The organism is Candidatus Scalindua japonica, from assembly GCF_002443295.1.
In the GTDB taxonomy this organism is placed as follows: Bacteria; Planctomycetota; Brocadiia; order Brocadiales; family Scalinduaceae; genus Scalindua; species Scalindua japonica.
In genome coordinates this window covers 1-26,663 of the sequence record NZ_BAOS01000043.1, presented here as the reverse complement: position 1 = coordinate 26,663, position 26,663 = coordinate 1, and the positions used below count along the sequence as shown (strand labels likewise).

The window sequence follows — 26,663 nt, the reverse complement described above, 5'->3', positions numbered from 1 at the left end:
ATATTATGTCAAATCTGTTATTAGAAATAGGAACTGAAGAGATACCGGCAGGTTATATCGTTCCTGCTCTTAAACAAATGGAAGAGTTGTTTGCGGAGCAGGTTAAGAAGAACCGTCTGTGTTTTGACACTATACATACTACCGGTACACCTAGACGCCTGGTGTTATTTGCCAGCGGTTTACCACAGAACCAGGAGGATATTGTTCAGGAGATAAAGGGACCTTCAGCAAAAGTTGCTTTTGATGAATCAGGAGTGCCAACGAAAGCGGCTGTCGGCTTTGCGAGTTCACAGGGTGTAAAAGCTGAAGATATGATAGTTAAGGACACATCCAAAGGGGAATATTGCTTTGCCGTTAAAGAGATAGAGGGGAAGAAAATATTTGATCTACTACCGGAAATGTTAACATCTATCATAACATCAATCAACTTTCCAAAATCTATGAGATGGAAATCTGATAAATTATATTTTGCACGACCGATACGCACAATTATGGCACTTTTTGATAAAGACATAGTCAACCTCGAATTAAACGGTATAAAAGCAGGACGTAGTACAAACGGCCATCAGTTTCTGTCTGACAATGTTATAGAGATTCCCTGCGCCGATTATGAAAAATATAAAGAGAGGTTAAAGAGCGAAAAGGTAATAGTTGAGATCGAGGAAAGAAGAGAGATTATCAGGAAAGAGATAAACTCTCTTCTTTCCGTTTACAACACTACTATGAAAGATGAAGAATTACTTAACGAGGTAACAAACCTTGTTGAGTTTCCTGGTGCGGTAAAGTGTGGTTTCGAAGATGAGTTCCTGGCAATCCCATCAGAAGTTGTTGTAACCTCGATGAAGGACCATCAACGGTATTTTCCTGTTAAGGATAAAGACGGTAAGCTGTTACCTGAGTTTATTGTAATTACCGACAGAGATTCTGCTGATGGCGAGATTATCAAAAAGGGCAATGAGCGTGTTTTACGGGCAAGACTTGCAGATGCAAACTTTTTCTGGAATGAGGACAAGAAGATAACTCTTCATGACAGGCTTAAGGATCTGGAAGGGGTTGTATTTCATGAAGATATGGGAAGTTATCTGGACAGAAGTAAAAGGATTGGCGACCTGGCATGTTTTATTGCTGAGACGCTGGGTTTTTCTTCTGACAAGTTGGCGTTGGTCAAACGTGCGTCAAGTTTATGTAAAACAGACCTTTTGACAGAGATGGTAGGTGAGTTTCCCAAGTTACAGGGAATTATGGGTCGTGAATATGCTTTTGAACATGGTGAGGATGAAGAAGTGGCCCAGTCGATTGCAGAACATTACTTACCACGATATGCCGATGATATACTGCCGGAGACCGAGATTGGCACCGTACTCAGCCTGGCTGACAAATTTGACCTTATTGCCGGATGTTTCGCGGCAGGTCTGATTCCTACAGGCTCTCAAGATCCTTACGGGCTCAGAAGGCAATCACAGGGAATTATACGTATCCTGGAAAAGAAAAGTCTCTGTTTATCATTAAAAGATATTTTTGAGAAATCATTGTCAAACCTGACTAACGTATGCCCTGATGGCGACAGTAGTAAGGTTTATGGACAGATAATAGATTTTCTTAAGGACAGGATAAATAACACCTATCTTGAGAGAGGCTATCGTTACGACATCATTGAATCCGCAATGAAGTCGGGTTTTGACAATATATCTGATCTCTTATGTAGATTAGAGGTTATCACAAAGATTTCCAAAACTACCATCTGGCAAAAGCTTGTGGCAGTTGTAGAGAGAACATTCAATATAGGGAAAAATTGTACAATCCACGGAGAAGTAAATGAAGATCTGCTGGAAGAGGAAGAAGAGCGTAAATTGTGGGCTGTATATAATAAGGAAAAAGAGAACCTGCTTGCGTATTTCCCTACAGGGAAATATGAAGAGTTTTCACTTGCATATAATGAGGCATTTGCAAAACCGATCCATGATTTCTTTGAAAAGGTTTTTGTAAATGTAGAGGATGAAAATATAAAGAATAACAGACTCTTGTTAGTCAAAAAAGTGAACGAACTCTATGTTGAAAACATTGCAAATCTGGCGTTTATCGTTGAAAATGATAGATGAACCACTAGTAGAATCATTTCTAAATTATCTCATCGTTGAATGCGGTCTTTCTGAAAATACAATTAAGGGGTATAAGGGAGACCTGCACAATTTCTCAAACTATCTACAGGATGCGAATGTTAAACATTTTCAGGATTTACACGCAAAAATGATAGTAGGCTTTATAGAAAGCGAGAAACAGAGAGGACTTACTGAAAATTCTATCTCAAGATGTCTCGTTACTATAAAAATGTTCTATAAATATCTGGTTATGGAAGGAAAGATCTCTGTAAATCCAATGTCATCTGTCAGTACACTTAAACTCCGGAAACATCTGCCGGAAGTGCTTCATTATAACGCGATAGAGCAGATGCTTCAGGCACCGGACGGTAATGATAAGCTCGGAATACGGGATAAGGCGATGTTGGAGCTTATGTACGCCACAGGTGCGAGGGTTTCTGAAGTCGCGTCAATTAAAGTGAGTTGGATAAACCTTGATTATGGCTTTATCAGGTGTCAGGGGAAGGGTTCTAAACAACGTATCGTACCTATGGGTTCGGAAGCGGCAAAGGCGATCAAAAGATACCTGCAGGAGGTGCGCCCCGTACTTTCAAAAATAGAAAACGATGAACCTATACTGTTTCTGTCCAGAACAGGTAAAAAGTTGAGGCGCGAGAACATATGGAGCATCGTGAAGAAGTATGCCATGAAGGCAGGGATTCGTTCAAACATTTCTCCACACACATTAAGACATTCGTTCGCGACACATCTGCTGGAAGGAGGAGCGGATTTGCGATCAGTACAGGAGATGCTCGGGCATTCCAATATCTCTACTACCCAGATTTACACACACATCGACCGGAAACATCTTAAGTCCACACATCAGAAGTTTCATCCAAGGGCGTAAAACCCTTTGTAATAACTCACAATTACAAACAAATCTAAACCCGTTAGTATAATCGGCAGGTTTTTGTCTTCTGTTCGCCCCATACACACCTGAAAATAACGATCAAAAGACTGGAGTTTGTTTCTTTGGTGTTTATTCTCTCTCAATAATATCTATCACCTGTTTCTTCCTATGTTCCATTATTTCCTTTGTCTTTCCTTCCAGATTCAATCTGAGTAACGGTTCAGTATTAGATTTTCTTACATTAAGCCACCAATCACTATATTCAATAGTAACTCCATCCAGATAATCAACCTTGCCATCTTTAAAGTGTTGGGCAATCTGTTCTATCTTTTTATCCTTATCCTCAACCTTAAAATTTATTTCTCCAGTTGAGCAATATTTTCTCAGAGGCGCAATCAGGTTAGACATTGGCACATTTCTACCACTCAAAATGTTTAAAACTTCTATCAATGCAATTAGTGCAGAGTCCGCAAAGTAGTTTTTTCTGAAATAGTAATGTCCGGATAAGTCGCCTCCAAAAACGGCATTTTGTTCCCTCATGATCGCCTTTATGTGAGAATGACCGACTCTTTCCCGGTACGGATTTCCACCAGCCTTTTTGATCTCTTCAGGCAAAATCCTGCTTGATCTCAGGTCATATAAAATTGTAGCCCCTTTTTCCTTCTGCAGAAGTTTCCGCGCTATTATAGCCGCAATTATATCACATCCTATTTCCCGGCCGTTTTCATCTACAAAGACACATCTGTCCGCATCACCATCAAATGCTACGCCAAGGTTGCTTCCGGTTTCACGTACCTTGGACTGTAAATCACTCAGGTTTCTGCTATCTAAAGGGTTTGGCTCGTGGTTTGGGAATGACCCGTCAGGTTTGAAAAATAACGGTACTATTTTGCAAGGAAGATCTTTGAAGATGATAGGTATCATCTTTCCCGCCATCCCATTTCCCGCATCTATCACTAATTTTAATGGTTTCAGATGTGTGGCAAAGCTAAGGATAAATTTTTTGTATTCATTAATTATATCTTTCTCAATAATATTACCGTGATGTTCAGAGACAGGTAAGTCAGTTTGTCTTGCTATTTCTGATATAGTAGATAAACCTGTATCAAAGCTGATGGGCATAGCCTGCTCATGGCATAGTTTGAATCCGTTATAATTTGATGGATTATTTGACGCAGTAACCATAATTCCAGCATCGTAATTACAACTGCCTACAGCAAAATAAGTAGTATCTGTAGACACCTCTCCAATATCAATGACATTTACTCCTGCTTTAGTAATACCTTTCATCAGGGAGCTTGCTAATGCATTCGATGAGAGCCTGATGTCTCTTGCCACTACAATGTTATTAATATCCTCTTTTATGCTTTTTAAGAAAAGCACTGTTGCTATTCCTATCTTCTCAGAAGTATATTCGTCCAATTGTTCCGGATATTTACCTCGTATATCATAACATTTAAATATCAAACGGTTGATTGCCTCATCCTGATTCGTAGATAATTGCAAAATCTTCCTTGTACCGGTGTCCATGGGCGTATACTCCTCCACCTCTTCTGTAGATGTACTAATAGACTTATCTCTATGGCGACAAACAGGACATTTAGGATAAAGTACTCTCTGCCTGCCTCTACAGACAGACATACTGATCTCATAACCGTCACCAGGGCACTGGAGTTTACGTTTTACAAAATATTTTGCCATAACCTCATAAAAAAATAAATGCTGTATGAAATAATTATCAGGTGCTAATGGTAAAAAAACTTTTCAAATATGTAAAGTAAAAATGAGTAACAGAATATTTACTTTGTATTTGACAAAGGGTTTTCCACAATAGACAAAATCTGAGCATGTCAGTAAAATTTGCGATCCAGATAACTACTGTTGTTTATTAGCCGATTATATTAATTACTTTTTGTATAAAAACGTTTAATGGTTTTCGGTCAGGATTACAAATATCTTTACTCTCAGGTTAAATTATTAATTTATTTAGTATTTAAATAATCTTGATAATTTTATAGGTTCGAAATAATCGCATTTTTAAATTCACAAGTTATCCACAAGTTATCCACAATCAAAAAACATGAAGATTATAAGGAGGAGCACCTATAGACATGGAGAGCAGTTTATATAAATACGCTTGTGTAAACATGTTATGTTGTTCATATTTAAAATAACAAAATCTGCAAAAAAGAAGTTTATTTTTTTATACATAATGTTTTTAAATAGTAAATATTTCAATAAAATTTAAAAAAAGTTATTTCATTGAAGATTAAACCTCAATCTTATTGATATCAAAAGCCTTATGGATTTTGAAATTATTTACCAAAGAAATATAATGAAATATTATCTTTTTAAGTTTGACACAAAGTTTGATTTTGATAATATTTCGTTTCATTAAGGCTTCAAAAAATTAAAAATTCTCTATTTTTATTTTTTAGTTTTTCATTCTCAATTTGTACTGTTCCGACGTTACCCACTTTTCATGAACTGTTCTACAACAAAAAAGTCTACGGATCTCTGGCAAAATGTTCTTGATGCAATCAAGGCAAAGGTTGGCATAAGGCAATTTAATCTGTGGTTTAAAAATACCCACGTAATCTCATTCGATAATGGGTCTTTAAATATAGGAGTGCCAAATCAATTTGTCCTGACAAAGATTAGTGAAAACTATGAACCTCTGATAAAAGATTTGATAGAGAATATTACTGAAATTAATCCCTCAATTAATCTTCATGTAAAAGACAACTGCCATTCTGAGAAAAGTACCAAAGCAGTTACCGGCAATATTAAATTTGAAAAACCATTAAATCAAGACAACGGTTTTATAAGTAACAATAAGCTGTTGTTAGACAACTATGTAGTTGGCGGGTGTAACAGGTTGGCTTATGCCGCAGCGCTTGAGATTTCAAAACCTGGACCTGTAGCTTTTAATACGCTTTTCATACATGGGTCTATTGGTGTAGGAAAGACCCACCTCCTTCAGGGTATTTGGAACCGATTAAAAACAGAATCCGGTTCCGTAAGTGCTGTTTATATGCCTGCTGAGAATTGGACAAATGAATTTGTTTATGCTCTTAAAGGCGGCAGGCTTGAATCATTCAGAAAAAAATACAGGGGTGTAGATATATTCCTTGTTGATGATGTTCATTTCCTTGCCAATAAAAATGGAGTTCAGGAAGAATTTCTTCATACCTTTAACACCTTACACGGATTATCCAAGAGAATAGTATTTGCAAGCGACGCGCATCCAAGATTTATGAATCAACTTAAAGAGAGTCTTGTCAGCAGGTTTATGTCAGGGATGATTGCGAAAATTGAACAGCCCGGGTTTAATACCTCAATACAGATTTTACGATCTAAGACGGAGAAAACGAAAAGAAGGATTCCTGATAACGTCCTTGAATTTATTTCTGAAAAGTTCAATGATAGCGTCAGGTCAATGGAGAGCGCAATAACCACGGTAATGGCTTACGCGAACATAAATAAGGTAAAGATTGATCTCAAGCTGGCTACTGAAACCCTCAGCGAACTGTACAATAATAAAAAATGCATTACTTTAAAGGATATAGAGGGAGTAGTGATCAGTCATTATAACGTTTCACGAAATGATATTCAATCCGGCAACAAATCAAAGAATATCGCGCTTGCCCGCCAGATATGTATGTACCTGGCAAAAAAACTTACAGACTTCTCGTATCAGGAAATAGGAAAATATTTTGGGAACAAAAGGCATACTACCGTTATTTTTGCCATTAAAAAGATAAAGGAAAAAAGTAAGAGCTGTGCTGAGTTCCAATCACACATAGAAAATCTGATTAGAATGGCAAAGAAACAATAATTTCCAATTCCTCTGTTTTCTACTCCAATTTAAATTAATAAAAATTATCAAACCTAAATTTATGAGATTTTCCCAGATAGGTTTTGTTAGTATTAATATTAATTTTTCTCCGACTCACACTTCAATTATTTCCTGTAATTTATAAGTTGACAACAATTATGCATAATTGTACAGTGATTAATCTGTAATATACGGATTGTATATTGTTATATACCACTTTGTGGATTTAATAAAAGTAAAAGAGATATTAATTAATGGGTAATGAAAAAACTATTTTGTGTATTGGCGCGGGTTATGTCGGTGGGCCAACGATGGCGATGATTGCCTTGAAAAATCCTGATTACAAGGTGATAGTCGTTGATATTAATAGCAAACGAATAGATGCATGGAATTCTGAAGAACTCCCTATATACGAACCTGGGTTATTGGAAGTTGTGCACAATGTGCGTGATAAAAATCTGTTCTTCAGTACTGATGTAGAAAACAGTATCAAAGAAGCTCATATAATATTTGTGAGTGTTAATACTCCTACAAAAATGTTTGGTTATGGAGAAGGGTATGCCGCAGATTTACAATACTGGGAGAAGACGGCCCGACAAATACTGAAGTTGTCTGATGCTAGTAAAATAATTGTGGAAAAAAGTACCCTGCCTGTTAAAACCGCAGAAGCCATGGAAAGAATACTTAATTCGAATGAAAAGGGTATTATTTTTGACGTGTTGTCTAACCCGGAGTTTCTTGCAGAAGGTACCGCGATTAAAGACCTTGAAGACCCTGACAGGGTGTTAGTCGGATCCAGAGAAACCGAATCAGGATTAAGAGCACGCAATAAAATTGTTCAGTTATATTCTTCATGGATTGGTAAGGAAAAGATACTAACGTCAAATGTGTGGAGTACAGAATTATCAAAGTTGACTGCGAATGCTTTTTTGGCACAACGCATTTCATCAATCAACAGTATTGCTGCACTTTGTGAAGAAACAGGAGCCAATGTACATGAAGTGGCACATGCAGTTGGCACTGACAGCAGGATAGGCCCCAAATTTTTAAATGCAAGCGTTGGATTTGGAGGCTCTTGTTTTAAAAAGGATATCTTTAATCTTGTTTATCTTTGCAGACATTATGGATTGGATGAAGTAGCTGATTATTGGGAAAGCGTTGTAAAAATGAATGAATATCAGGTGGAACGCTTTGTCCTGAAAATGTTGAAGTCAATGTTTAATACCATCGCCGGGAAAAAAATTGCGCTATTCGGTTTTGCTTTTAAAGCAAATACCGGCGATACAAGAGAATCTCCTGCAATTTATGTTGCAAAGAAACTATTAAATGAAATGGCTAATGTCGTGATTACAGATCCAAAAGCACTTGAGAATGCAAAAATTGAACTGAAAGAATTTGATGGAAATGTTGAATATTGCCCAGACCCATATGAAGCCGCGAAGAATGCTCACGCAATTGCGGTATTAACTGAATGGGAGTGCTATAAGTCTTTAGATTATAAGAAGATTTTTGAATCAATGGAAAAACCGACATTCATTTTTGACGGCAGGAATACTTTACCACACAAAGATCTTTTTGAAATTGGGTTTAATGTTATTCCGCTTGGCATGCCGGAGTTAAGTCATTTCTGATAATAATATGAGGAAGTTTAAAATCGGCTGGACAGTTCAAACCTTCAGGTATGAGTTACACTACACCCAGGCCCAGATCCCAGGACATTCGCCTGTCGGACTGACATGGATAGCGCCAGTAGACTGTAACTCTGAGTATAAGGATTTTAGAATCTGGCAGGAATCAACTCCCGTTGGCGATTTCCGTCAGGAGATGGTTCCTGCTTGAGTGCTTAATTAATATCAGTAGCTTATTACTCTTCTAATGTAGATAAATCTCCTGTAGGTAGTCCTAATTCTCTTGCCTTCAATAATCTCCTCATTATTTTACCACTTCTTGTTTTAGGAACATCTTTTGTAAATTCAATTTCTCTGGGGTACGCATGAGCAGCCAACCGTTTTTTTATAAATCCCTGTATCTCCTTCTTAAGCGTCGGTGATGGTTTGTATCCCCGATTGAGAACAATAAATGCTTTTATGATTTCACTTCTTTCTGTATCAGGTATTCCAATAACACCTGCTTCAGCGATTGCTTTATGCTCAACTAAAGCACTTTCTACCTCAAACGGTCCTACGCGATGACCGGCAGTATTGATGACGTCATCCGCTCTTCCCACAAACCAGAAATAACCGTCATTATCCATATAAGCCGTATCTCCTGTGGTGTACCATCCGGATATTTTAAAATATTCATTATATTTTTCCTCATTTGCCCATACCTTTCTCAGCATGGATGGCCAGCCGCTCTTTAAACCCAAAAGGCCATGTTTCCCGGGGGCCAGTACTTTGCCTTTTGAATTAATAATCTTCGCGCTGATACCCGGAAACGGTTTACCCATCGAACCGGGTTTAATTGGAAGACTTGGAAAATTGGCTATCATTATTGAACCGGTCTCCGTTTGCCACCAGTTATCGTGAATAGGCAGATTATAAACCTGAAGTCCCCATTTAATAACTTCCGGATTGAGTGGCTCTCCCACACTACATATATATCTAAGGCTGCTTAAATCATACTTTTTAATAATCTCATTGCCTGCCTTCATAAGCATCCTTAAAGCAGTTGGAGCAGTGTACCATACGGTTACTTTATATTTCTCTATAATTGAGTACCATTTATCCGCATCATACCTGCCGTTGTATACTACTTGCGAAACTTTATTTAACCACGGACCCCATATACCGTAAACAGTCCCAGTCACCCATCCGGGATCTGCTGTACACCAATACACATCATCATCTCTCAAGTCCAAAGCCCACTTAGTAGTAATATAATGGGAAATCATATCATTATGGACGTGAGTAACTCCCTTTGGCTTTCCGGTAGTCCCTGATGTATACAGAACGAATAGATCATCTTCCGGGTCTACCCATCTTATTTTAAATGACTCTGATGCTTTATTTGTTTCTGATTCATAACTGTGTTCATCCTCATCAAGATTTTTTTCAGCATTTACCAGTATAGTGTGTTTAAGCGCAGGCAACTCTTCTTTTATTTCGTCTATTCTCTGACTTAACTCAGGTGTAGTTATAAGTACGGTTGCTTCACTGTCATGAAGACGATCTTTTACCGCTTCGGGTCCAAACGCGGAAAACATTGGCCCTGCAATGGCGCCAAGCTTTGCTATTGCAATGATGCTTACATATAGTTCATGTGTCCTGGGTAAAAACAGAAAAACCCTGTCTCCTTTCTCTACACCCAGATTTCTTAATACGTTGGCTAATTTAGAAGATTGCCTTTTTATATCTGAAAAGGAGAACCGTTTCTCAACGTTATCTTCGTCCTCCCAGTACATGGCTATCTTATCCTTGCAGCCATTTTCAGCATGCCTGTCGATTGCCTCGTGAGCAATATTTACTCCATCATCAGAGAAGTGATCAAAACATCTGTTGATATCATCCCAGTTAAAATTTTTATAGGTTTTCTCATAATTTACTAATCCGTGCTTGACGGGAGTTTTATAAATTGTCTCTTTATATTCCATAGTGTAATCTCCAAAATGATATGTTATTGTCTATAAAAAATCTCATCCATTTGCCGGTTAGTTGAAAATTTCTTTTCTCCAATCGCAATACCGTCAAGTTGAAGAAATAGACAGTCCTTATCAACGATATTATTTTGAATTGGCCCCAGATCCATTACCGGTCATCCACGATAAACCATAACCATTCTTTTACCCTGTCTTGACCAGCGAACGATTTTTTACATTGTTTCTAAATTCTAAAACAGAAACAGATTTCAGTATTTTTTGTCTCTGAAAAGCTGACATAAAGCAATCTTTAGTTTCATGTTCATTATATTATGATGTTTGTGTTGCATATTCAACTATTTTCCGTGATAATGTCACTTATGAATTCTGCAAATCTGGTTAATGTCGGTATGTCTTTCCCAATGTCTTACCGAATTTCTGTTGATAAAGCGATTGGGATCACGACAACTGTGCCAATTGAAATTGTTTATGCCGCTGGATATGTGCCTATCGATCTGAACAATATCTTTATCTGTAACGACGACTCAGATGCGCTTGTTGATTTTGCTGAAATTAAAGGATTGCCCAGAAATACGTGTGCATGGATAAAGGGTATATATTCAGCAACAAAGAAGACTGGAATAAAGAAAATCATAGGGGTTGTCCAGGGAGATTGTAGCAACAATCACGCCTTAATCGAAATCCTGAGAAATGAAGGTATTGATGTAATTCCTTTTTCATATCCTCACGATAGAAACAGGGATTTACTTTATAAACAATTAGATTTTCTCGCCAATTCTCTGGGGATCGATCTTGATAAGGCACATCAGATGAAACTTGTATTGGATGGAGTGAGAAAATCCGTTCATGAAATTGATCGTCTGACGTGGGAGGAAAACAGGGTCACAGGTGATGAAAATCATATCTGGAATGTCTCTACCAGTGACTTGATGGGAGACTATGTACTTTTTGAAAAAAAAGCTTCAGACTTTCTTGAGGAAGCTGAAAAACGACCGGCTTTTGACCCTGAAGTAAGACTTGGGTATATTGGTGTACCTCCGATCTGCTGTAACCTGTACTCTTTTCTAAATGAGTTGAGAGTACATGTCGTTTTTAATGAAGTACAGAGACAGTTTAGCATGCCGTATCAAACCAAGACTTTAATAGATCAATATACCAGTTACACATATCCCTATGATATGCGCTATCATATTGATGACATAAAGAAGCAGGTTGCAACGAGGAAAATTGATGGAATTATTCATTATGTACAGAGCTTCTGCCACAGGCAGATATTTGACAGGCTTATTCGTCAATATATAGATACTCCCGTGTTAACACTTGATTGTGACCGCCCCGGTAGATTAAGCGGGTCCATGCGAACAAGGATTGAGGCATTTGTTGAAATGCTTAAAAATACCAAATGTTAAAAGACTATAAAGGTGCCTGTCATATACATACAGAGTATTCTGATGATACGAGCATTCAAATACCCGATGTCATAACAAGCGCGCAAGCTGCAGGTCTGGACTTTGTGATACTATCAGACCACAATACTTTTCTGCCAAAGTCGGATGGATGGGAAGGTTGGCATGATAACCTGCTGGTTGTAATAGGAATGGAGGTTTCTCCAATTCATGACGGACATTTCCTGACACTTGACTCTAAGCCGTTAGCTGACAGCAAGTACATTGATATTAAGAATTACATAAATATGCCGTCCGTAGAATGCATTGAAGAAGTTCTTGTCAGTGGAGGCTCCGTGTATCCTGTACATCCCCTTGGTAAAAAAAAATGGTCATTTGTTGTAAATGTTGAGGCATGGCGCAATTGGGAACATACCGGATTTGCGGGTATTGAGATATGGACTTACATGCATGACTGGATCGATGACCTTAAACTATCAAACCTATGGCACTTCTATAAAAATCCAAACCTGCAGATAAAAGGACCAGACCCGGAATTACTGTCTATATGGGACAAGTTGGGGCAGGAAAGGAAGGTAGTTGGAATATCCGGGCTTGATGCTCATTACAGAGAAATCCCGATTATAAAGAAGCCACTCTTCACATATGAAGAACTCTTCAAGACAATTCGTACTCATATTCTTGTTGAACATGAACTATCAAAGTCTGATGATGCTGTTCGATTAGTCTGTGATGCGCATAAAGAGGGAAGGTGCTATGTATCATTTGATTTACTGGTAGATGCAACAGGCTTTAGCTTTACTGCTGAATCAGGAGGCAATATTTATTTTATGGGAGATGAGGTCTGCGATGTTCAAAAAGAGCTTCGTTTTTACATCAAATCTCCTCACTATGCCAATATTAAACTCCTTAGAAATGGAAAAATTCTTAAGGAATTAGAAGGCGACTTCTTAGAATTTTCAAGTACCGAGAAAGGTGTATACAGGGTGGAGGCATACATAGAAAATCGCCCCTGGGTGTTTACCAATCCGATCTACATCAGAGAATATAGTTCCTGAAGCCCGAACATAGGAGGTCAGTATAATCCTCTATTTGACAATTCCGTTGTAATATCCGAAAGTCTTAACTTATACTGTTCTATTTTTGTTGTCATATTCTCCATAGTATATGCATTTAGCGCAATGACCAAAAATATTGCGGGATTACCGGTAAAGTCTATGTTTGTGACATTAATATGTGAAGATTTACGCTCATTGATTTTTTCTTCCAGTTCGCTTATTTTGTGTTCTATCTCAAGATATTCATTCTGCAAATCATATGTAGACATTTTTTCGATTGAGGTTACCGGTGTCTCTCGCGTTGCAGGTTTTAATGTGGCACATCCAGTAAGTAAAAGTATAGCAAATAATATGATGATTTTCTTCATTACAATCTCCGTGAAATGCACCTTATCATATTTTGTAGTATCAAACAATATTAATAATGTAATTTAAGAGCTTCCTGGACTTGCCAGAACACACCTTGACACTTCCTTAGCGTATAATAATCATACTATCACTTTTTCCTATTGCTTTTCATAAGCAACCAGACTAATATAATCCAGGTATCTGTATTGACTACTGTGTTTCATAATCTCACAGATTAGATACTCCAATGGATTATGGATACGCATGCATAATTAAGTTTATTTTTACATGGAAGTAAATTAAAGAACCATCTTGCTAAATATAGCGTTCACAAAATATTCACGCGAAGAGCAAAAACGGCAAAACTATTTTCTTTTGTTTTCTTATCATTCTGCGGCTTAGCGAGAGGTTCATAAGATTTAATAGGGCAATAAATACTATGACAGGGAGGTCAGAAGAAAAAATTTATGAAGACTCAATAACCAATTGGCCTGAAGAGGAGAGACCAAGAGAAAGGTTGTTAAAGTCAGGCGCGCATGCCTTAACAAATGCAGAGTTACTTGCGATATTACTGCGAGTCGGGGTTAAAGGGAAGAGTGCGGTTGATCTGGCGAGACAGATAATCAGGGAGGCGAATGGTCTGAGAGGGCTGGACAGGCTGGAACCGAAAGATTTGTACAGCATTAAGGGACTGAGTCACGCAAAAATAGCACAAATAAAAGCATCTGTAGAGTTGGGCAAAAGGATTATTGAGGAGTCTAGAAAGGTTGAAGGAGTCGCCTCATCATCCAGAAAAGCATATGACCTACTCTTCCCGAGGATGAGGGACCTTAAAAAAGAGGTTTTCAAAGTGGTGTTTCTTAATAGTCAGAACCAGGTCATAGATGTCGTTACTGCCCATGAGGGCACGGTAACGATGAGTAATGTGTATGTGAGAGAGATTATCAACCTGGCAAATAAGTTTGGAGCGGCAGCCATGATCTTTGCACATAACCATCCATCCGGTGAACCAAAGCCAAGTAATGAAGACAAAGATATCACTGAAGAGCTTGTCTTTGCCGGCAGGATTATGAAAATAAAGGTGTTAGATCATATAATAATTGGTGAGCAAAAATATTTCAGTTTTGCCGATGAAGGGTTGATAAAACGTTATAATACAAATTTTGATATGAAAAAATTAAGTTTGTCTGGACACGGATAAAAAAAGATAGAAAGGAAAGTTATGAAAAAAATTGCCTGTTTATTGTTAGTTATTCTTATGTTTTCTCAGGTTACGGTTGCTGGTGTCGAATCTGAAGCCGAAAAATTACTGAAAAGATCAGTGGATAAAGTATTTACCGTCCTGTCTGATAAAGAGCTATCAACAGATCAGAAGAAAAGTAAAGTTATCAAGGTTACCAATTCAGTCTTTAGCTTTTCCCTAATGGCAAAATTATCTTTAGGTAAGACACATTGGTCCCGATTCAATGCTGAACAGAGAACCGAGTTTTTAGATCTCTTTACTCAATCGTTTCAGAGCTTTTACGTTTACAAACTGGACCTTTTCAGTGATGAAAAAGTTATTTTTCAACCCGCCACTCTTGTAGAAAAGAAGAAAGTCTGGATACCAACGGTTTTAATATCAAAAGGGGAAAAATATTTGATGCTGTACAGGATGTACAAAACCAGAAATGGCTGGAAGATTTATGATTTTGAAGTCGAAGGTGTCAGCATGCTTCGATCGTATCGTTCTCAGTACAACCATATGATTAATAAAGTCGGTATTGAAGGCTTGCTGGCAAAAATGAGAGAAAAAACAGAAGATAATGAGTAGTATACAATTAACGAAGTGACAACTTTTCCAGGGTGGTATGGACAAATTCATTTGTCCGTGAATCTCTATACGGCCTTACCCCATCCTAAACCCACTTTAATATCCATAACCAGACTGAACACTGCCGGGATCAGAAGGAGTGTAAAGACAGTAGAAACGATCAGACCTCCTAATACTACACTGCCAAGACCGCGATAAAGTTCACTTCCTGCACCCGGGAATATAACCAACGGCAACATCCCGAAAACGGTTGTTGTTACGCTCATAAATATTGGACGGATACGTGTCCTCACACTCTCTATAAGTGCCTGACGGGCTTCCATCTTCTCATCCCGTATGTTATTAAGTGCCTGATGCACTATCAGGATAGCATTATTTATCACCGTCCCTATTAATATGACAAATCCAAGCATAGTTAGAACATCCATCACCTGTAATGTAAACAGGTTCAGGAAGGCAAGGCCAGCAAATCCTCCAACAGCAGCTAGAGGAACACTGAACATTATGACTATCGGATACAGGAATGACTCAAAGAGCGCGGCCATTAGCAGATATGCAATCGCAATAGCCAGGACCAGGTTCCACTGTAACGCTCTGCGCGCCTCCTGAAGCTTGTCAGCAGTACCAGCCAGATTAGCTTTATAAAGGCCTCCCAGTAAACCTTTCTTCACCATTGGTGTAATTATTTTCGTATCTATTATGTCAAGCGCTCTTTCCAGCGGAACTATACGCGGAGGGATTACCTGTATTACGATAGAGCGCTCCCTCTCAATATGGTCTATCTCTTCCGGCCCTACTCCTAACTGTATATCCGCAACAGTACTCAAAGGTACATAATCACCTGAAGGAGTATAAATGAATATCTGCTCCAGGTCCTGAGTTCGTTCAATATATTTGCTCTGTCCGAATATCACAAGATCTATTTTATCTCCCTGGTGCCAGTAATCACCGGCATAAGCCCCGTCAACCAGAGCGTCTGTAATATATCCAATATCAGCAGAGGTCAATCCCAGTTCAATCGCATGTTCCAGCCGAGGCCTGATCTGCAGTTCCGGACTCCCAAGCTCAAGGCTGGGTACAGGACGGGCCTGTGTACCGGGAGGAAACACCTGTTTCACCTGCTCAAACACCTGGAAACCATAATATATAAGACGGTCCAGATCAGGCCCGGAAAGTTCAATATCTATTGTACGGCCTCCACTCAATCCGCGTTCAAACAGACTTGACTGTTGTACAATCGTTATCATGCCTGGTATATTCCCACATACCCGCCTCAGAATGGGGATAAGCTCCGCCGCCCTTTCAGGTTCAGCAGATATCATACCCATGAAGACCATTCTCCCACGGGAAACATAAAACCCGTGCTTGATAGGCGGCCCATCCAGCATTTCAGCCTCTTTTGTTCCAACTTTGGCAGACCAGTAAGGACTCAGTTCCTTTTCCAGGACTAACCCGATAGATTTCTGTTCTTCCAGGCTATAACCAGGAGGAGGCAACATGATAGCCAGAATCAAGTTCCGATTACCTTCAGGCAAATACTCCATTTCCGGAACCATCCACCATGTGAGAAATATTGAAATAACAATCAAAACAACAATCGTGATCAAACGTCTACTTAATGTATTCGTTAAATAAACTACAACTCCTACAATCTTATCAGTTAAATTACGTCCAAATAAAACCAGTCGATTATTGCTTGATGAATCAGTCTTACCGAGAGACCCATCCTTCTTTCTGTGGGAAAGAATTCTTGCCGCCGTAGTCGGTATTACCGTGATGGCAACAATGAGTGATAAACCTACCGCAAAGCTTATTGCCAGCGCTATATCCCTGAACAGTTGTCCGACTTCCTGTTCAACAAGGATCACAGGAATAAATACTCCGATTGTAGTCAACGTGGACGCCAATACGGCTCCCCATACCTCAGTGGTCCCTTTGTAAGCCGCATCAAAAGGCCCCTCACCTGACTGCCAGTGGCGAAATATATTTTCCAGGACTACAATAGCACTATCAACCACCATTCCGACAGCAAAAGCTATCCCAGCCAGGCTAACCACATTCAGTGAACGTCCCAGGAGGGTAACCATGAGAAAAGTACCTATTGCGCTGATCGGTATTGCCAGACCAATAACAAGTGTACTACGCCAGCTTCTGAGGAATAAAAGGAGCACCATTACCGCCAGGAGACCACCGACAACAACATTCTGCTTCACAAGGCCGATCGATGACTTTATATATTCAGTCTCATCATAAACCTGTTCCAGCGCTAACCCCCTGTCTCTCAACAAGTCTTCATTTAACTCACTGCACGCCTCTCGTAATCCCTCCATAACTATCAGAACATTAGCCCCCACCTCCCTCTGTGCGTTTACAGCAACTGACGGTTCATTCTTCTGTCTGACAAATGCTTCTAGCTTTTTGTATCCAAGCTTTACTTCTGCTATGTCCCTGATATAAACGGGGATATCATCACGCCTTGTAATGACCATGTCCTCTATATCTTCAACGGACTTAAACTGCCCCAAAGTCCTTACCGTAAACCTGTTTTTACCCTCATCTATATCTCCTCCACTTATATTTATATTTGTAGAAATAAGGGCCTTGCGTACGTCTAAGATTGTAAGCTGACTACTGGCCAACGCATGTGGGTCTATAACAACCTGCATCTCCCTCTCCGCGCCACCATAGATATTACTGTTTGCAACCCCCGGCACTCTTTCAAACCTTGATTCGATATGGTCTTTGGCAAAATCCCGCAACTTATTAATATCAATATCGTTTCCCGGAAGAGTTCGTAACGTAAACCACGCAATAGGACGGTCACCGGTATTTACCGCACTGATAACCGGTTCGTCCACATTCTCAGGATATTCCTGCACCTGGTCCAGCTTATTAGCAACATCCAGAAGTGCCGCATTTTTATCCACTCCAACCACAAATTCCAGTAAAATCTCACCACGCCCATTAAAACTCTTAGATGTTAATTTTCTCAGGTTTTCAACACTTTTCAGCATCTCCTCCTGTTCATGAATAATCTCCTGCTCAACTTCCTCAGGACTCGCCCCAATCCAACGGGTCACTACTGTTATCTGGGGTTTTTCTACATCGGGAACGAGTTGAACAGGAATACGGAATAGAGCAAGAAGGCCAAAGAGTAATACAAATATCGACCCCACTGCCACCTTAACCGGATTGTGTGTTGAATATTCTATAATTTTCATAATTTAACGATGGACGACATACGATGCATGCAGGATGAAAGACGACGGATAATAGAAAGCGAAACTATCAACCTCTAAACCTCTCACACTTTTAACCCCACCACCCTTTTTCTCTCTTCCATAATCCCTCTTCTTTTATCCTTCTTAATTTACCAGATCTTCTCTATCGTCAATCTCACCAATATCCATCCTTCCGATCACCTGAATGTCTTGGGTATTACGTACACGCTCATTACCCCTTACAATCACATCAACTCCCGGCTTAACATCTCCCGTAATCTGAATTAGATTTTTGTAAGCAATACCGGTCTTAACGGGAACCTCTCTAACCTTTCCATCCACTGCCAAGTAAATAAACTCCCCACCTCCACGTCTCACGACACCATCTTTCAAGATCATTGTTGCGGATAATAAAGATCCTATCTCAAATGTCGCCTCCGCAAACATGCCACTTTTAATGGCCTCATCTTTGTTATCTATTTTAACAAAAACCGGAAATGTTCTGGCACGTTTGTCTGCCTGGGGGACGATGTGGACAATATGACCGGCTCTTGTCAGGTCCCCCAACGCCGGGAATCTGACATTACTCTCATCACCAACACTCAAGCCTTGAATATACTTTTCCGGGACCGGGACCCTGACTTTCACAGAGTTCATCTGCAACATGGAAACAACGCTATCACCCTTTTTAAGCCATTGACCAACTTCAGTACTCTCTTCAGTAATCCTGCCATCAAATGGTGCCGCAATTGTACACTTACCAATATCATCCTCAATAGCTTCTACCACTGCCTCCTGTGCTACCAACCTGGTCTCAAACTCGTCAAGTTCCTGATGTGAAATCGTCTTACCCTCATAAAGCTCCATGGCACGTTGATACTTAATACGTGCAAGATGTTCATCCGCCTTTGCTCCTTTAAGCTGGATTTCCAGAGTAGTTGTTCTGAGTTTCGCCAACACCTGCCCCTTCGTTACATAATCACCTCTTTTTGCGGGAAATTCCACCACCAATCCTTCTACCTCACCGGCTACAATACTTTCCCTGAGCGGAAAGACAGTACTCACCATTGTAACCGGTTTGCGCACATCCTTCCGGACAATGCGTGATACAACTACAGGGGCTTTGTGCACTTGTCCCTGCGCCAGACTTTTGTTAGAAATAATAAACAAAAAAAGTGTGCAAAAAACTACTATTACCAAATATAATGACATATTATCTCTTTTCTTTTTGCTATTATATATAGTTTTCCACCCCGAATTATCCATTCAGATTCTCCCGTATTTTTTTCAAAATCTTTTGAAGATTTGCAACATCCTTCGTTGAAATCGCTTTAACTGCCTCGCCTCTCACACCATGAGCACATTCAGTCATTTTCTTCCATACATCTTCTACCTTCTTTGTTGGAGAAATTAATTTCTGTCTACGGTCACGAGGAGATACTTTACGTCTAATCCAGCCCTTTTTCTCCATTCTATCAAGTATCCGTACCATTGTGGGACCCTCAACACCAATCAGTTCTGCCAGTTTAACCTGAGAGATTTCTCCCTCCATGGCAAGGCATGAAAGAACCTGCCATTGACTGAAAGTGGTCCCATAGTGCGCCAATTCAGCATTTAAGGCTTTTCTTAAAGCCCGATATGCCATCGCTACGGAATAACCAATATTTTCCTTAAAATCATATTCTAACATTTTAGTTAGCCTGCTATTTAATAGTAAACTATCATTCTATAAATATAATAATAGGAAATCAAGATAGAAAACTTCTCGGCTTAAGCGGACTTTGAAGAGAATCTTAAGAGTGGACAATGCCCACCCTATCCTACTATCAAATTAATTATTACAGACAAGAGAGGGGGATTTTTAAGTAATAAATGAATGAGCATTTAAAGGAAGGTATAAGATGCTGTCTTATAAAAAAAGAGGAACTTAACGTTTAAACAACGTAAGTCCCTCTTTTTATAAAATATTCTGTTATTTCTAAAACTAATAATTATTGAGTACTGTCTTGAGTTATATAGGTATCAGTTCCACCTGCAGTAGCTGCATCATCTCCATAAATATCATCTCTCGTAATACCATCAGCCGCATACCAACCTGCATTTTGTGAAATAACAAATTCTACGTGCCCATCCACATAAACTACGTTTTGTCCTCTGCCGGCAACGTCTGCTGCATTTGCCGGTTTTACAGTACCACCATGGTTTGGTGAATTGGTACTTGGAATTGCAGGCACATTGGCGTTTGTATTTGAAGGACGGTCTGCGACAAGGGCCACATCGGCATCATCAGCCTGTGTATGAAAGCGATCATATCCATAGCTACATTCGTCCTTTTCAAAAGGATCATTTGCAGTAATACCAGCATTAGTTGCAGTAGTAACAAATTTATCGCTGGGGCAGTTAAACGTACGTGGATCTGAAACATAATCCGGCCAAAGCAAATTGAGAGATCTCATTGAGATTTGAGAGCCAGCAGTAGACGATGGGAAATTCTCATTATTTTCATTTGCAAACATGATTAACCCCATACCTATCTGTTTCACATTACTGGCACATTGCGTCCTCCGAGCTGATTCCCGTGCCCTGCTCAATACAGGGAGTAATATTCCGGCAAGAATACCGATAATTGCAATTACAACTAATAGTTCAATAAGTGTGAAACCTTTGTTGGACGAAGCCGCTATCGCGGAGAACAAAATCGGAAATTTATTATATAATGTAACCTCACACCCTCAACGGGAGGGTGAATCTATTAACAAATAGGAGGTTACAGGTCTATGAAAACATTATCTCAATCCGATTTCAACAAAAATTACCAAACGCATCTAAAGCACCTACGCTTGAAAGGACTCCGGCCAAAAACAATCGAGGCTTATTCACGTGCCATCCGACGGATCGGTGATTATTTTGACAATCAGATACACGATCTATCTGAACAGCAACTACTTGACTATTTTTCCAATCTCCTCAATACCCATTCATGGAGCGCAGTCAAATTAGACCTCTACGGACTAAAGTTTTTCTACACTCATGTGCTTCATAAGCGTTGGGAGCAAGTAAATCTTATTAAACCACCCAAAACGCAACGTTTGCCCGATATTGTCACCATTAATGAAGCCCACCAACTTTTCCAGGTGACGAGAAAACTCAGTTACCGGGCCTTCTACTTTGTTCTTTACAGTCTTGGTCTCCGCCTGGGTGAAGGACTACGTCTTGAGGTTAGCGATGTCGACCCTCAGCGAATGCGGGTGCATATCCGCGATAGCAAAGGCAATAAAGACCGTTTCGTACCCCTGCCAAAGGTAACCCTGAATCTCTTACGCCGTTTTTGGCTTGTTCATCGCAATCCTGTCTTTCTATTTCCAGGCCGTCATGGTGGCTTGAAATCAGCCCACCTGGCAAAAACACCTCTGAATAGAAATGGCGTTCAGGCCACTCTGCGTAAGGTAGCCCGGGAGTGTGGAATTAAAAAAAAATTACACCACACAGTCTGCGACACAGCTACGCAACCCATCTGATTGAGGCGGGTGTTGATCTGCTTGAAGTACAAAAAATCCTCGGCCACCACAGTATTTTAACCACTGCCAAATATACCCACCTGACCTCTCATACAAATCGTAATGCCTTGCAATTAATTAATGATTTGATGAATGGTTTTTCCATAGAATGGGGGAATGTTATATGATATCTCTCTCCTCTATAATTGAGACCTTCATTGCTGACTTTATCACTCTTTATCATGGTTCGATCCTGCCAAGTCAATTCAAAGCCCTGGCAGCCATGAAGGATTGTCGCACTACGCAAAGCCGCGTCATGCTGGTCCAATGTAATGACTGTGAAAAACAGGTTTTTGTACCGCACTCCTGCGGTAACCGCAATTGTCCTCATTGTCAGAGTCATGAGTGTCAGCAGTGGTTGGAGCGTCAACTGAAAAAAGAAGTGCCTGCTGACTATTTTATGCTCACCTTTACTATACCCAAAGAGCTTCGATCATTAGCATGGCAGCATCAACGCTTGCTTTACTCGATAATGATACAGTGTTGTTGGGAAACCGTAAAAACCTTTGTCCAAAATGACAGCGTATTACAAGGAAACGCTGGAGCCATCACTGTTTTGCACACCCACTCTCGCTCTCTCGATTACCACCCGCATATCCATCTGGTAATGCCAGCCGGGGCCATCAATCAGAAGAAAAAGCTTTGGAGCTTCAAAAAAAGCGAAGGAAAGACGCGGTACCTTTTCAATCACAAAGCGCTGGCTAAAGTGTTTCGAGCAAAAATGCTCGATGCCGTGAACAAAGCGGCTCTTACGCTTCCAGTTAATTATCCCCTAAACCTTGGGTCTCGATTGCAAATTTGTCGGCAACGGTGAAAAGGCACTGGTCTATCTTGGTCGTTATCTCTACAAAGGGGTCATTCAAGAGAAAGATATTATTACGTGCAAAGATGGTCAGGTGACCTTTCGTTACCAGGATAGTAAGAGCAAAAAAATGCTCACAAGAACACTTCCCGGCCCGCAGTTTCTCAGGTTGATTCTCCAGCATGTTCTACCCAAAGGTTTCAGGCGAACACGGAACTTTGGTTTCCTCCACCCTAATAGCAAACGCTTGATTGCATTGCTTCAGTACCTTACCGGTATCAACCCGAATAAGTCGTCAGCCTGGTTCAGAGAGCGTCCAAAGCTTACGTGCAAATGCTGTGGAGGAATAATGAAGATCATAAAAACGATGATACCTCCATCACACAAATCCAGGTCTTTCCCCTACAAGTTAACAAAAGAGGAGGCTGTTCTGGTTATGTAATCGAATCCGCTATGCATCTAAGATTTGCAAAAACGGCATTATCGGGTCGAGATGGCCCCCGTTTGCCCAAATTTGAGGTAAAATGGCCGAAAAACCATGTTCTGTAGCTCCTAAAGCATGACGACAGCAATTGAAAAATCCACTTCTTTGGCTTCATAGCTTCTGCGGTAAAAAAGAGAAGCAATCTTCATAAGATATTTTCTTATACAATGTTTAGCACCCAAACAACGGGCTTGTCCAACAAACGGTTCAGATTGTGGTTCGTCCCTCACACAATCTAACCTTATTCGTTAGATTTTAATATTTTCATCAATACACATCCCCTTCCTAGTTATGTGTTACAAACAAGTGTTTATTTTATATTATCAAGGAATAATTTTTACATTGTATTTGGTTCATGCAAGCATTAAGGTAAGCATTTACAAATTAGCTATGTATTTGGGGGGATTATAGCTTTGCAAAAACACTTGTGTCAAGCGTTTATTGTGTTTGATCTTACAAGCACTAAGCCTTGTCTATCTGAAAAAAAAAGAAACCTTTTTTGATTTTACCACTAGTCTTTTGTTAAGAAATTTGTATGAATAAAGAACCTCTTGCAGCGAGACCAACAGGAACGGGAACAATTCCTTACTGTGATCAAATAATAATAGCAATGCTGTTAGTCATCATCATCGCTGTTCCACTCTTCTTTGATATTCATATTCACAGCGTCTTCGATCTGAGCAAGATTACAATTCTTTATATCTTGACCTTTTCCATACTGGCAACATGGTCTATAAAAACCATGATAACAAGAGAGTCTAAATTCACTGCCAAGTTTGAAGATATCCACGTTTTACAACTCTTACAGCAACCATTGATGCTGCCAGTTTTAGCTTCCCTGTTTATCACCGGATTTGCCACGGTATTTTCCATAAATCCGTTTTTAAGTTTAGCAGGTACTTACAAACGATATGACGGTTTGTTATCAACTATTGTTTATATCTCACTCTTTTGTGCAATTATACGTTTCATAGATAAAAAGAGGTTGAACTCGCTTTGTAACATAATAATCTTAACGGCATCTCTTGCCTCTATATATGGAGTCTTACAACATTTTGGTTTTGATTTGTATAAATGGAGTACATCCTTTGGTTTTGGAATCAGGGTTTCCGCTACTTTTGGACACCCAGCGTTCTTTTCTACATTTATTATTATGGTCACACCTCTTATTCTTATTAAAATTTTTTCAAATTCAGTTTTCCGGTATTCCACAGTTCTCTATATGGGAATCCTTACACTGCTTATCGTTGCGTTTTATTACACAAAGACACGGGCCTCTTTTCTTGGCCTTCTTATCTCAAATATATTTTTCTTTTCTCTTATTGGGAAAAATAACCTTTTGGCAAACAAGACAAAAACGATTGTTACCATAACCATTATAACAGGTATTTCCATTTTCTTTAATATCAGTGATAGAACATCGGTTGTCGGTAGGTTCATAGACGATGTAGAACCCGCCATATCAGCTTTAGATAGTAAGGACACCTCTCTCTTTACGGAAGATTCTTATAAGGATATCGGCATTGCAGGCAAATTGAAGGGTACAATGTTTTTGAGGGCTTTTCAATATATGAGCGGTATTAAGATTATTCAGGACTATCCCATCCTGGGAATCGGACCGGAAACATTGGGCATGATTTACCCTCAATATCTTTCAAAGGTTTACCGTGAAACAGGTGAGCATCGTGCATTCAAAAACCAGAACAGAATTCACAACGATTTTTTAGACATAGCTGTCTCCAGAGGTTTGACAGGACTGGGAATCTATTTGTGGTTTATCTTTGCCTATGCAAGAATGGTCTGGAAGGGGTGCAGGAAAGCCGATACGCCTGATAAGATACTCATAATAGGCCTTTGCGCCAGCTGCATTGCATACTTTATACAAAACCAGTTCAGTTTTGGACATGTTCCCATACTTACTCTATTCTGGTTTCTTATTGCGATGTCGGTTGTTGCATCTCGTACTGGATATTCCCTGCCTCATGAGATCCCCGTCCGTGCCCGTACCTGCCCGACTGCGTCATTCAGGCGGGCGGACGGGGAAAATCCAGAAACACATAAACCAGAATCAACCAGGTGGATTGGCCGTCTCAATGTCAGGACATGCGGGAAAAATATTTTCTGCAGCTTTATTGTATGTTTAATGGCCCTGTTTACCACCCTCAGTCTATTTCGCTATAAGGCAGACCTCTACTTTGAACATGGGCGGAGGTCGCTTAACAAGAATGAGTTAAGAGAGGCAATCCTGAGCTATGAAACAGCTGTAAAGTATAACCCTTTAACATTAAACTATCGTAATGTACTGAATGGTATCTATCTGAAGATGGCAGAATCATGTGTAAATAAAGAGAGTAAAGAAATTACGAAAGACTTGCCTGGCATTTATTCAAGTAAACAGACATCAGCGTGGTTTACAAAAGCAATTAACGGAGCAAAACAAGTACGAAAACTCTATCCGGGAGATTACCATTCCGCCTTTACCCTTGGACAAGCCTATCATATTCTGGACAGAATAACTAACGAAGATATGAGTAAGGAAGCAATTAAATATTATATCAAAGCGACCACTCTACACCCTTTTAAATTTGAGCTACGGAATAAACTTGCGCGGCTTTACACGGAAAAAGGCCAATATCAAAATGCAATTAATGAATTAAAAGAGGCAATAAATATTTCGCCTGCCAACCATGCTCCCTGCTTAAACCTTGCCAATGTATTTATAGATGACGGAAAACGATATGAAGAAGCGGAAGCGGTCCTACTCAAATTCACTGAAAGAAACCCTGATAAAAAGATAATCGATATTTACAGACTCTTATGTTTTGTCTACGCCAAGACAACAAAATGGGAAAAAGTCCTGGACCAATCAATGAATATAATTCAAATCGACCGGAAAAACCTGGAAGCACATAAGTATGCAACCATGGCTAATTTTAAACTTGAAAGGTACGACGATACGCGAAAATTGTGTAATGACATTTTAGAGTTGGCAGAACACACAAACAACACGTACAACCAATATGCAAAAGAGATACTGGAGCTCTTGTCAAAGAAACAAATGTTCTAAAAAAACATGTTCAATACTGAACGTTTAAAATTTTGCAATTGGATTATGTATTTGTTTCTAATTTCAATATTCAAATTTTTTACAAAAATCCGTTAAAATGTTTTTTCTAAGAGACTAAGGATTACACTCTGGGCAGGGTATTCCACCATTAGTTTTTGCGTTATCTTTCGATAGAAACTCTATCAATTCATCAGAGCTGATGATAAGCGTGTTGCAATCCGGACGGTGGAATAAACGGGAATAGCTTGTTGAGTAGACTGCTCCACTCCAGGGATCTGGAGCAGGCATGTTTTTATTCTCTGGCATATCATTAACCGGCAAACCAACTATTTCACGCAACTCTTCCACATGAACAGCCTCCGCCGCTTCCAGGTCTTTATAGCCACCCCATATAATACCAACCACCTCACCCTTTAAATTCACAACAGGGCTTCCACTACTACCGGGAGCATTCTTAATAAACAGTTCAATGTATTTTATCCC

The 26,663-nt window shown here is 39.6% G+C and carries 19 protein-coding genes and 2 pseudogenes; 11 read left to right on the top strand and 10 right to left on the bottom strand.

The genetic code is table 11. The annotated features are described in order from the left end of the window. Window positions 1-5 precede the first annotated feature (5 nt). Together glyS and xerD are read left to right on the top strand one after the other, a co-directional pair. On the top strand, window positions 6-2,099 hold the full coding sequence (glyS, locus tag SCALIN_RS19735) for a glycine--tRNA ligase subunit beta (protein WP_096896159.1): 2,094 nt from the start codon (window positions 6-8) through the stop codon (window positions 2,097-2,099). After that, entirely contained in the window at window positions 2,089-2,985 is an 897-nt protein-coding gene (xerD, locus tag SCALIN_RS19730) for a site-specific tyrosine recombinase XerD (RefSeq protein WP_096896158.1), read from the top strand. Before glyS ends, xerD begins: the two co-directional genes overlap by 11 nt. A gap of 132 nt (window positions 2,986-3,117) precedes the next feature. Here xerD and SCALIN_RS19725 read toward each other — a convergent pair whose 3' ends face one another. Then, on the bottom strand, window positions 3,118-4,689 hold the full coding sequence (locus tag SCALIN_RS19725) for a phosphomannomutase/phosphoglucomutase (protein WP_096896157.1): 1,572 nt from the start codon (window positions 4,687-4,689) through the stop codon (window positions 3,118-3,120). A 781-nt stretch (window positions 4,690-5,470) separates the two neighbouring features. Between SCALIN_RS19725 and dnaA the strand changes: the two genes are divergently transcribed. Further along, entirely contained in the window at window positions 5,471-6,826 is a 1,356-nt protein-coding gene (gene dnaA / locus SCALIN_RS19720; RefSeq protein ID WP_096896156.1) for a chromosomal replication initiator protein DnaA, read from the top strand. Between the two features lie 254 nt (window positions 6,827-7,080). Further along, entirely contained in the window at window positions 7,081-8,457 is a 1,377-nt protein-coding gene (locus SCALIN_RS19715) for a nucleotide sugar dehydrogenase (RefSeq protein WP_096896155.1), read from the top strand. Window positions 8,458-8,690: 233 nt separating this feature from the next. Here the strand turns inward: SCALIN_RS19715 and acsA are convergent, their stop codons facing one another. Next, on the bottom strand, window positions 8,691-10,418 hold the full coding sequence (gene acsA, locus SCALIN_RS19705) for an acetate--CoA ligase (protein WP_096896153.1): 1,728 nt from the start codon (window positions 10,416-10,418) through the stop codon (window positions 8,691-8,693). Window positions 10,419-10,441: 23 nt separating this feature from the next. Next, the gene (locus tag SCALIN_RS23565) at window positions 10,442-10,573 is read right to left on the bottom strand and encodes a hypothetical protein (RefSeq protein WP_261341059.1); all 132 of its coding nucleotides are present in this window, start codon (window positions 10,571-10,573) and stop codon (window positions 10,442-10,444) included. Between the two features lie 210 nt (window positions 10,574-10,783). Here SCALIN_RS23565 and SCALIN_RS19700 point away from each other — a divergent pair, with 210 nt between their 5' ends. After that, window positions 10,784-11,833 (top strand): 2-hydroxyacyl-CoA dehydratase family protein, encoded by a 1,050-nt coding sequence (locus SCALIN_RS19700; RefSeq protein WP_230406663.1) that lies wholly within the window; start codon window positions 10,784-10,786, stop codon window positions 11,831-11,833. Further along, window positions 11,827-12,888, top strand: coding sequence for a CehA/McbA family metallohydrolase (locus tag SCALIN_RS19695; protein ID WP_096896152.1), 1,062 nt, complete (start codon window positions 11,827-11,829; stop codon window positions 12,886-12,888). The genes SCALIN_RS19700 and SCALIN_RS19695 overlap by 7 nt, the downstream gene beginning before the upstream one ends. 17 nt (window positions 12,889-12,905) lie before the next feature. Here SCALIN_RS19695 and SCALIN_RS19690 read toward each other — a convergent pair whose 3' ends face one another. Further along, a complete protein-coding gene (locus SCALIN_RS19690) occupies window positions 12,906-13,256 on the bottom strand; it encodes a hypothetical protein (protein WP_133112084.1) in 351 nt (116 codons plus the stop codon). 419 nt (window positions 13,257-13,675) lie between these two features. On the opposite strand from SCALIN_RS19690, the gene radC reads away from it, so the two are divergent. Together radC and SCALIN_RS19680 are read left to right on the top strand one after the other, a co-directional pair. Beyond that, window positions 13,676-14,437: a RadC family protein gene (gene radC / locus SCALIN_RS19685; RefSeq protein ID WP_096896150.1), complete on the top strand. Its 762-nt coding sequence runs from the start codon at window positions 13,676-13,678 to the stop codon at window positions 14,435-14,437. 21 nt (window positions 14,438-14,458) lie between these two features. Next, window positions 14,459-15,049: an MlaC/ttg2D family ABC transporter substrate-binding protein gene (locus SCALIN_RS19680; protein ID WP_096896149.1), complete on the top strand. Its 591-nt coding sequence runs from the start codon at window positions 14,459-14,461 to the stop codon at window positions 15,047-15,049. A gap of 65 nt (window positions 15,050-15,114) precedes the next feature. Here the strand turns inward: SCALIN_RS19680 and SCALIN_RS19675 are convergent, their stop codons facing one another. The 4 genes from SCALIN_RS19675 to SCALIN_RS19660 form a co-directional block, all read right to left on the bottom strand. Beyond that, window positions 15,115-18,270: an efflux RND transporter permease subunit gene (locus SCALIN_RS19675; RefSeq protein WP_096896148.1), complete on the bottom strand. Its 3,156-nt coding sequence runs from the start codon at window positions 18,268-18,270 to the stop codon at window positions 15,115-15,117. Between the two features lie 144 nt (window positions 18,271-18,414). Next, entirely contained in the window at window positions 18,415-19,536 is a 1,122-nt protein-coding gene (locus SCALIN_RS19670; protein WP_096896147.1) for an efflux RND transporter periplasmic adaptor subunit, read from the bottom strand. Continuing rightward, on the bottom strand, window positions 19,529-19,960 hold the full coding sequence (locus SCALIN_RS19665) for a MarR family winged helix-turn-helix transcriptional regulator (RefSeq protein WP_096896146.1): 432 nt from the start codon (window positions 19,958-19,960) through the stop codon (window positions 19,529-19,531). Before SCALIN_RS19665 ends, SCALIN_RS19670 begins: the two co-directional genes overlap by 8 nt. A 301-nt stretch (window positions 19,961-20,261) precedes the next feature. Further along, entirely contained in the window at window positions 20,262-20,966 is a 705-nt protein-coding gene (locus SCALIN_RS19660) for a type II secretion system protein (protein WP_203415585.1), read from the bottom strand. An 81-nt stretch (window positions 20,967-21,047) separates the two neighbouring features. Between SCALIN_RS19660 and SCALIN_RS19655 the strand changes: the two are divergent. Continuing rightward, window positions 21,048-21,955 (top strand): annotated as a pseudogene (locus SCALIN_RS19655) (tyrosine-type recombinase/integrase). Further along, window positions 21,952-23,071 (top strand): annotated as a pseudogene (locus tag SCALIN_RS23660) (IS91 family transposase). Before SCALIN_RS19655 ends, SCALIN_RS23660 begins: the two co-directional pseudogenes overlap by 4 nt. A gap of 110 nt (window positions 23,072-23,181) precedes the next feature. Here the strand turns inward: SCALIN_RS23660 and SCALIN_RS22450 are convergent. Further along, a complete protein-coding gene (locus SCALIN_RS22450; protein WP_162532133.1) occupies window positions 23,182-23,343 on the bottom strand; it encodes a hypothetical protein in 162 nt (53 codons plus the stop codon). Between the two features lie 305 nt (window positions 23,344-23,648). On the opposite strand from SCALIN_RS22450, the gene SCALIN_RS19640 reads away from it, so the two are divergent. Beyond that, on the top strand, window positions 23,649-26,180 hold the full coding sequence (locus SCALIN_RS19640; RefSeq protein ID WP_096896143.1) for an O-antigen ligase family protein: 2,532 nt from the start codon (window positions 23,649-23,651) through the stop codon (window positions 26,178-26,180). A 114-nt stretch (window positions 26,181-26,294) separates the two neighbouring features. On the opposite strand, the gene SCALIN_RS22445 is transcribed toward SCALIN_RS19640, so the two are convergent. Next, window positions 26,295-26,663: hypothetical protein (locus SCALIN_RS22445; RefSeq protein WP_162532426.1), on the bottom strand; the 369-nt coding region annotated here is incomplete at its 5' end.

Bases quoted from the DNA above. Each gene is read 5' to 3' on its own strand.
- SCALIN_RS19675 (WP_096896148.1), bottom strand. From the start codon at position 18,270: ATGAAAATTATAGAATATTCAACACACAATCCGGTTAAGGTGGCAGTG.
- SCALIN_RS19640 (WP_096896143.1), top strand. From the start codon at position 23,649: ATGAATAAAGAACCTCTTGCAGCGAGACCAACAGGAACGGGAACAATT.
- SCALIN_RS23565 (WP_261341059.1), bottom strand. From the start codon at position 10,573: ATGGATCTGGGGCCAATTCAAAATAATATCGTTGATAAGGACTGTCTA.
- SCALIN_RS19680 (WP_096896149.1), top strand. From the start codon at position 14,459: ATGAAAAAAATTGCCTGTTTATTGTTAGTTATTCTTATGTTTTCTCAG.
- SCALIN_RS19665 (WP_096896146.1), bottom strand. From the start codon at position 19,960: ATGTTAGAATATGATTTTAAGGAAAATATTGGTTATTCCGTAGCGATG.
- xerD (WP_096896158.1), top strand. From the start codon at position 2,089: ATGATAGATGAACCACTAGTAGAATCATTTCTAAATTATCTCATCGTT.
- SCALIN_RS19690 (WP_133112084.1), bottom strand. From the start codon at position 13,256: ATGAAGAAAATCATCATATTATTTGCTATACTTTTACTTACTGGATGT.
- SCALIN_RS19695 (WP_096896152.1), top strand. From the start codon at position 11,827: ATGTTAAAAGACTATAAAGGTGCCTGTCATATACATACAGAGTATTCT.
- SCALIN_RS19715 (WP_096896155.1), top strand. From the start codon at position 7,081: ATGGGTAATGAAAAAACTATTTTGTGTATTGGCGCGGGTTATGTCGGT.
- dnaA (WP_096896156.1), top strand. From the start codon at position 5,471: ATGAACTGTTCTACAACAAAAAAGTCTACGGATCTCTGGCAAAATGTT.
- radC (WP_096896150.1), top strand. From the start codon at position 13,676: ATGACAGGGAGGTCAGAAGAAAAAATTTATGAAGACTCAATAACCAAT.
- glyS (WP_096896159.1), top strand. From the start codon at position 6: ATGTCAAATCTGTTATTAGAAATAGGAACTGAAGAGATACCGGCAGGT.
- SCALIN_RS19725 (WP_096896157.1), bottom strand. From the start codon at position 4,689: ATGGCAAAATATTTTGTAAAACGTAAACTCCAGTGCCCTGGTGACGGT.
- SCALIN_RS19670 (WP_096896147.1), bottom strand. From the start codon at position 19,536: ATGGATAATTCGGGGTGGAAAACTATATATAATAGCAAAAAGAAAAGA.
- acsA (WP_096896153.1), bottom strand. From the start codon at position 10,418: ATGGAATATAAAGAGACAATTTATAAAACTCCCGTCAAGCACGGATTA.
- SCALIN_RS19700 (WP_230406663.1), top strand. From the start codon at position 10,784: ATGAATTCTGCAAATCTGGTTAATGTCGGTATGTCTTTCCCAATGTCT.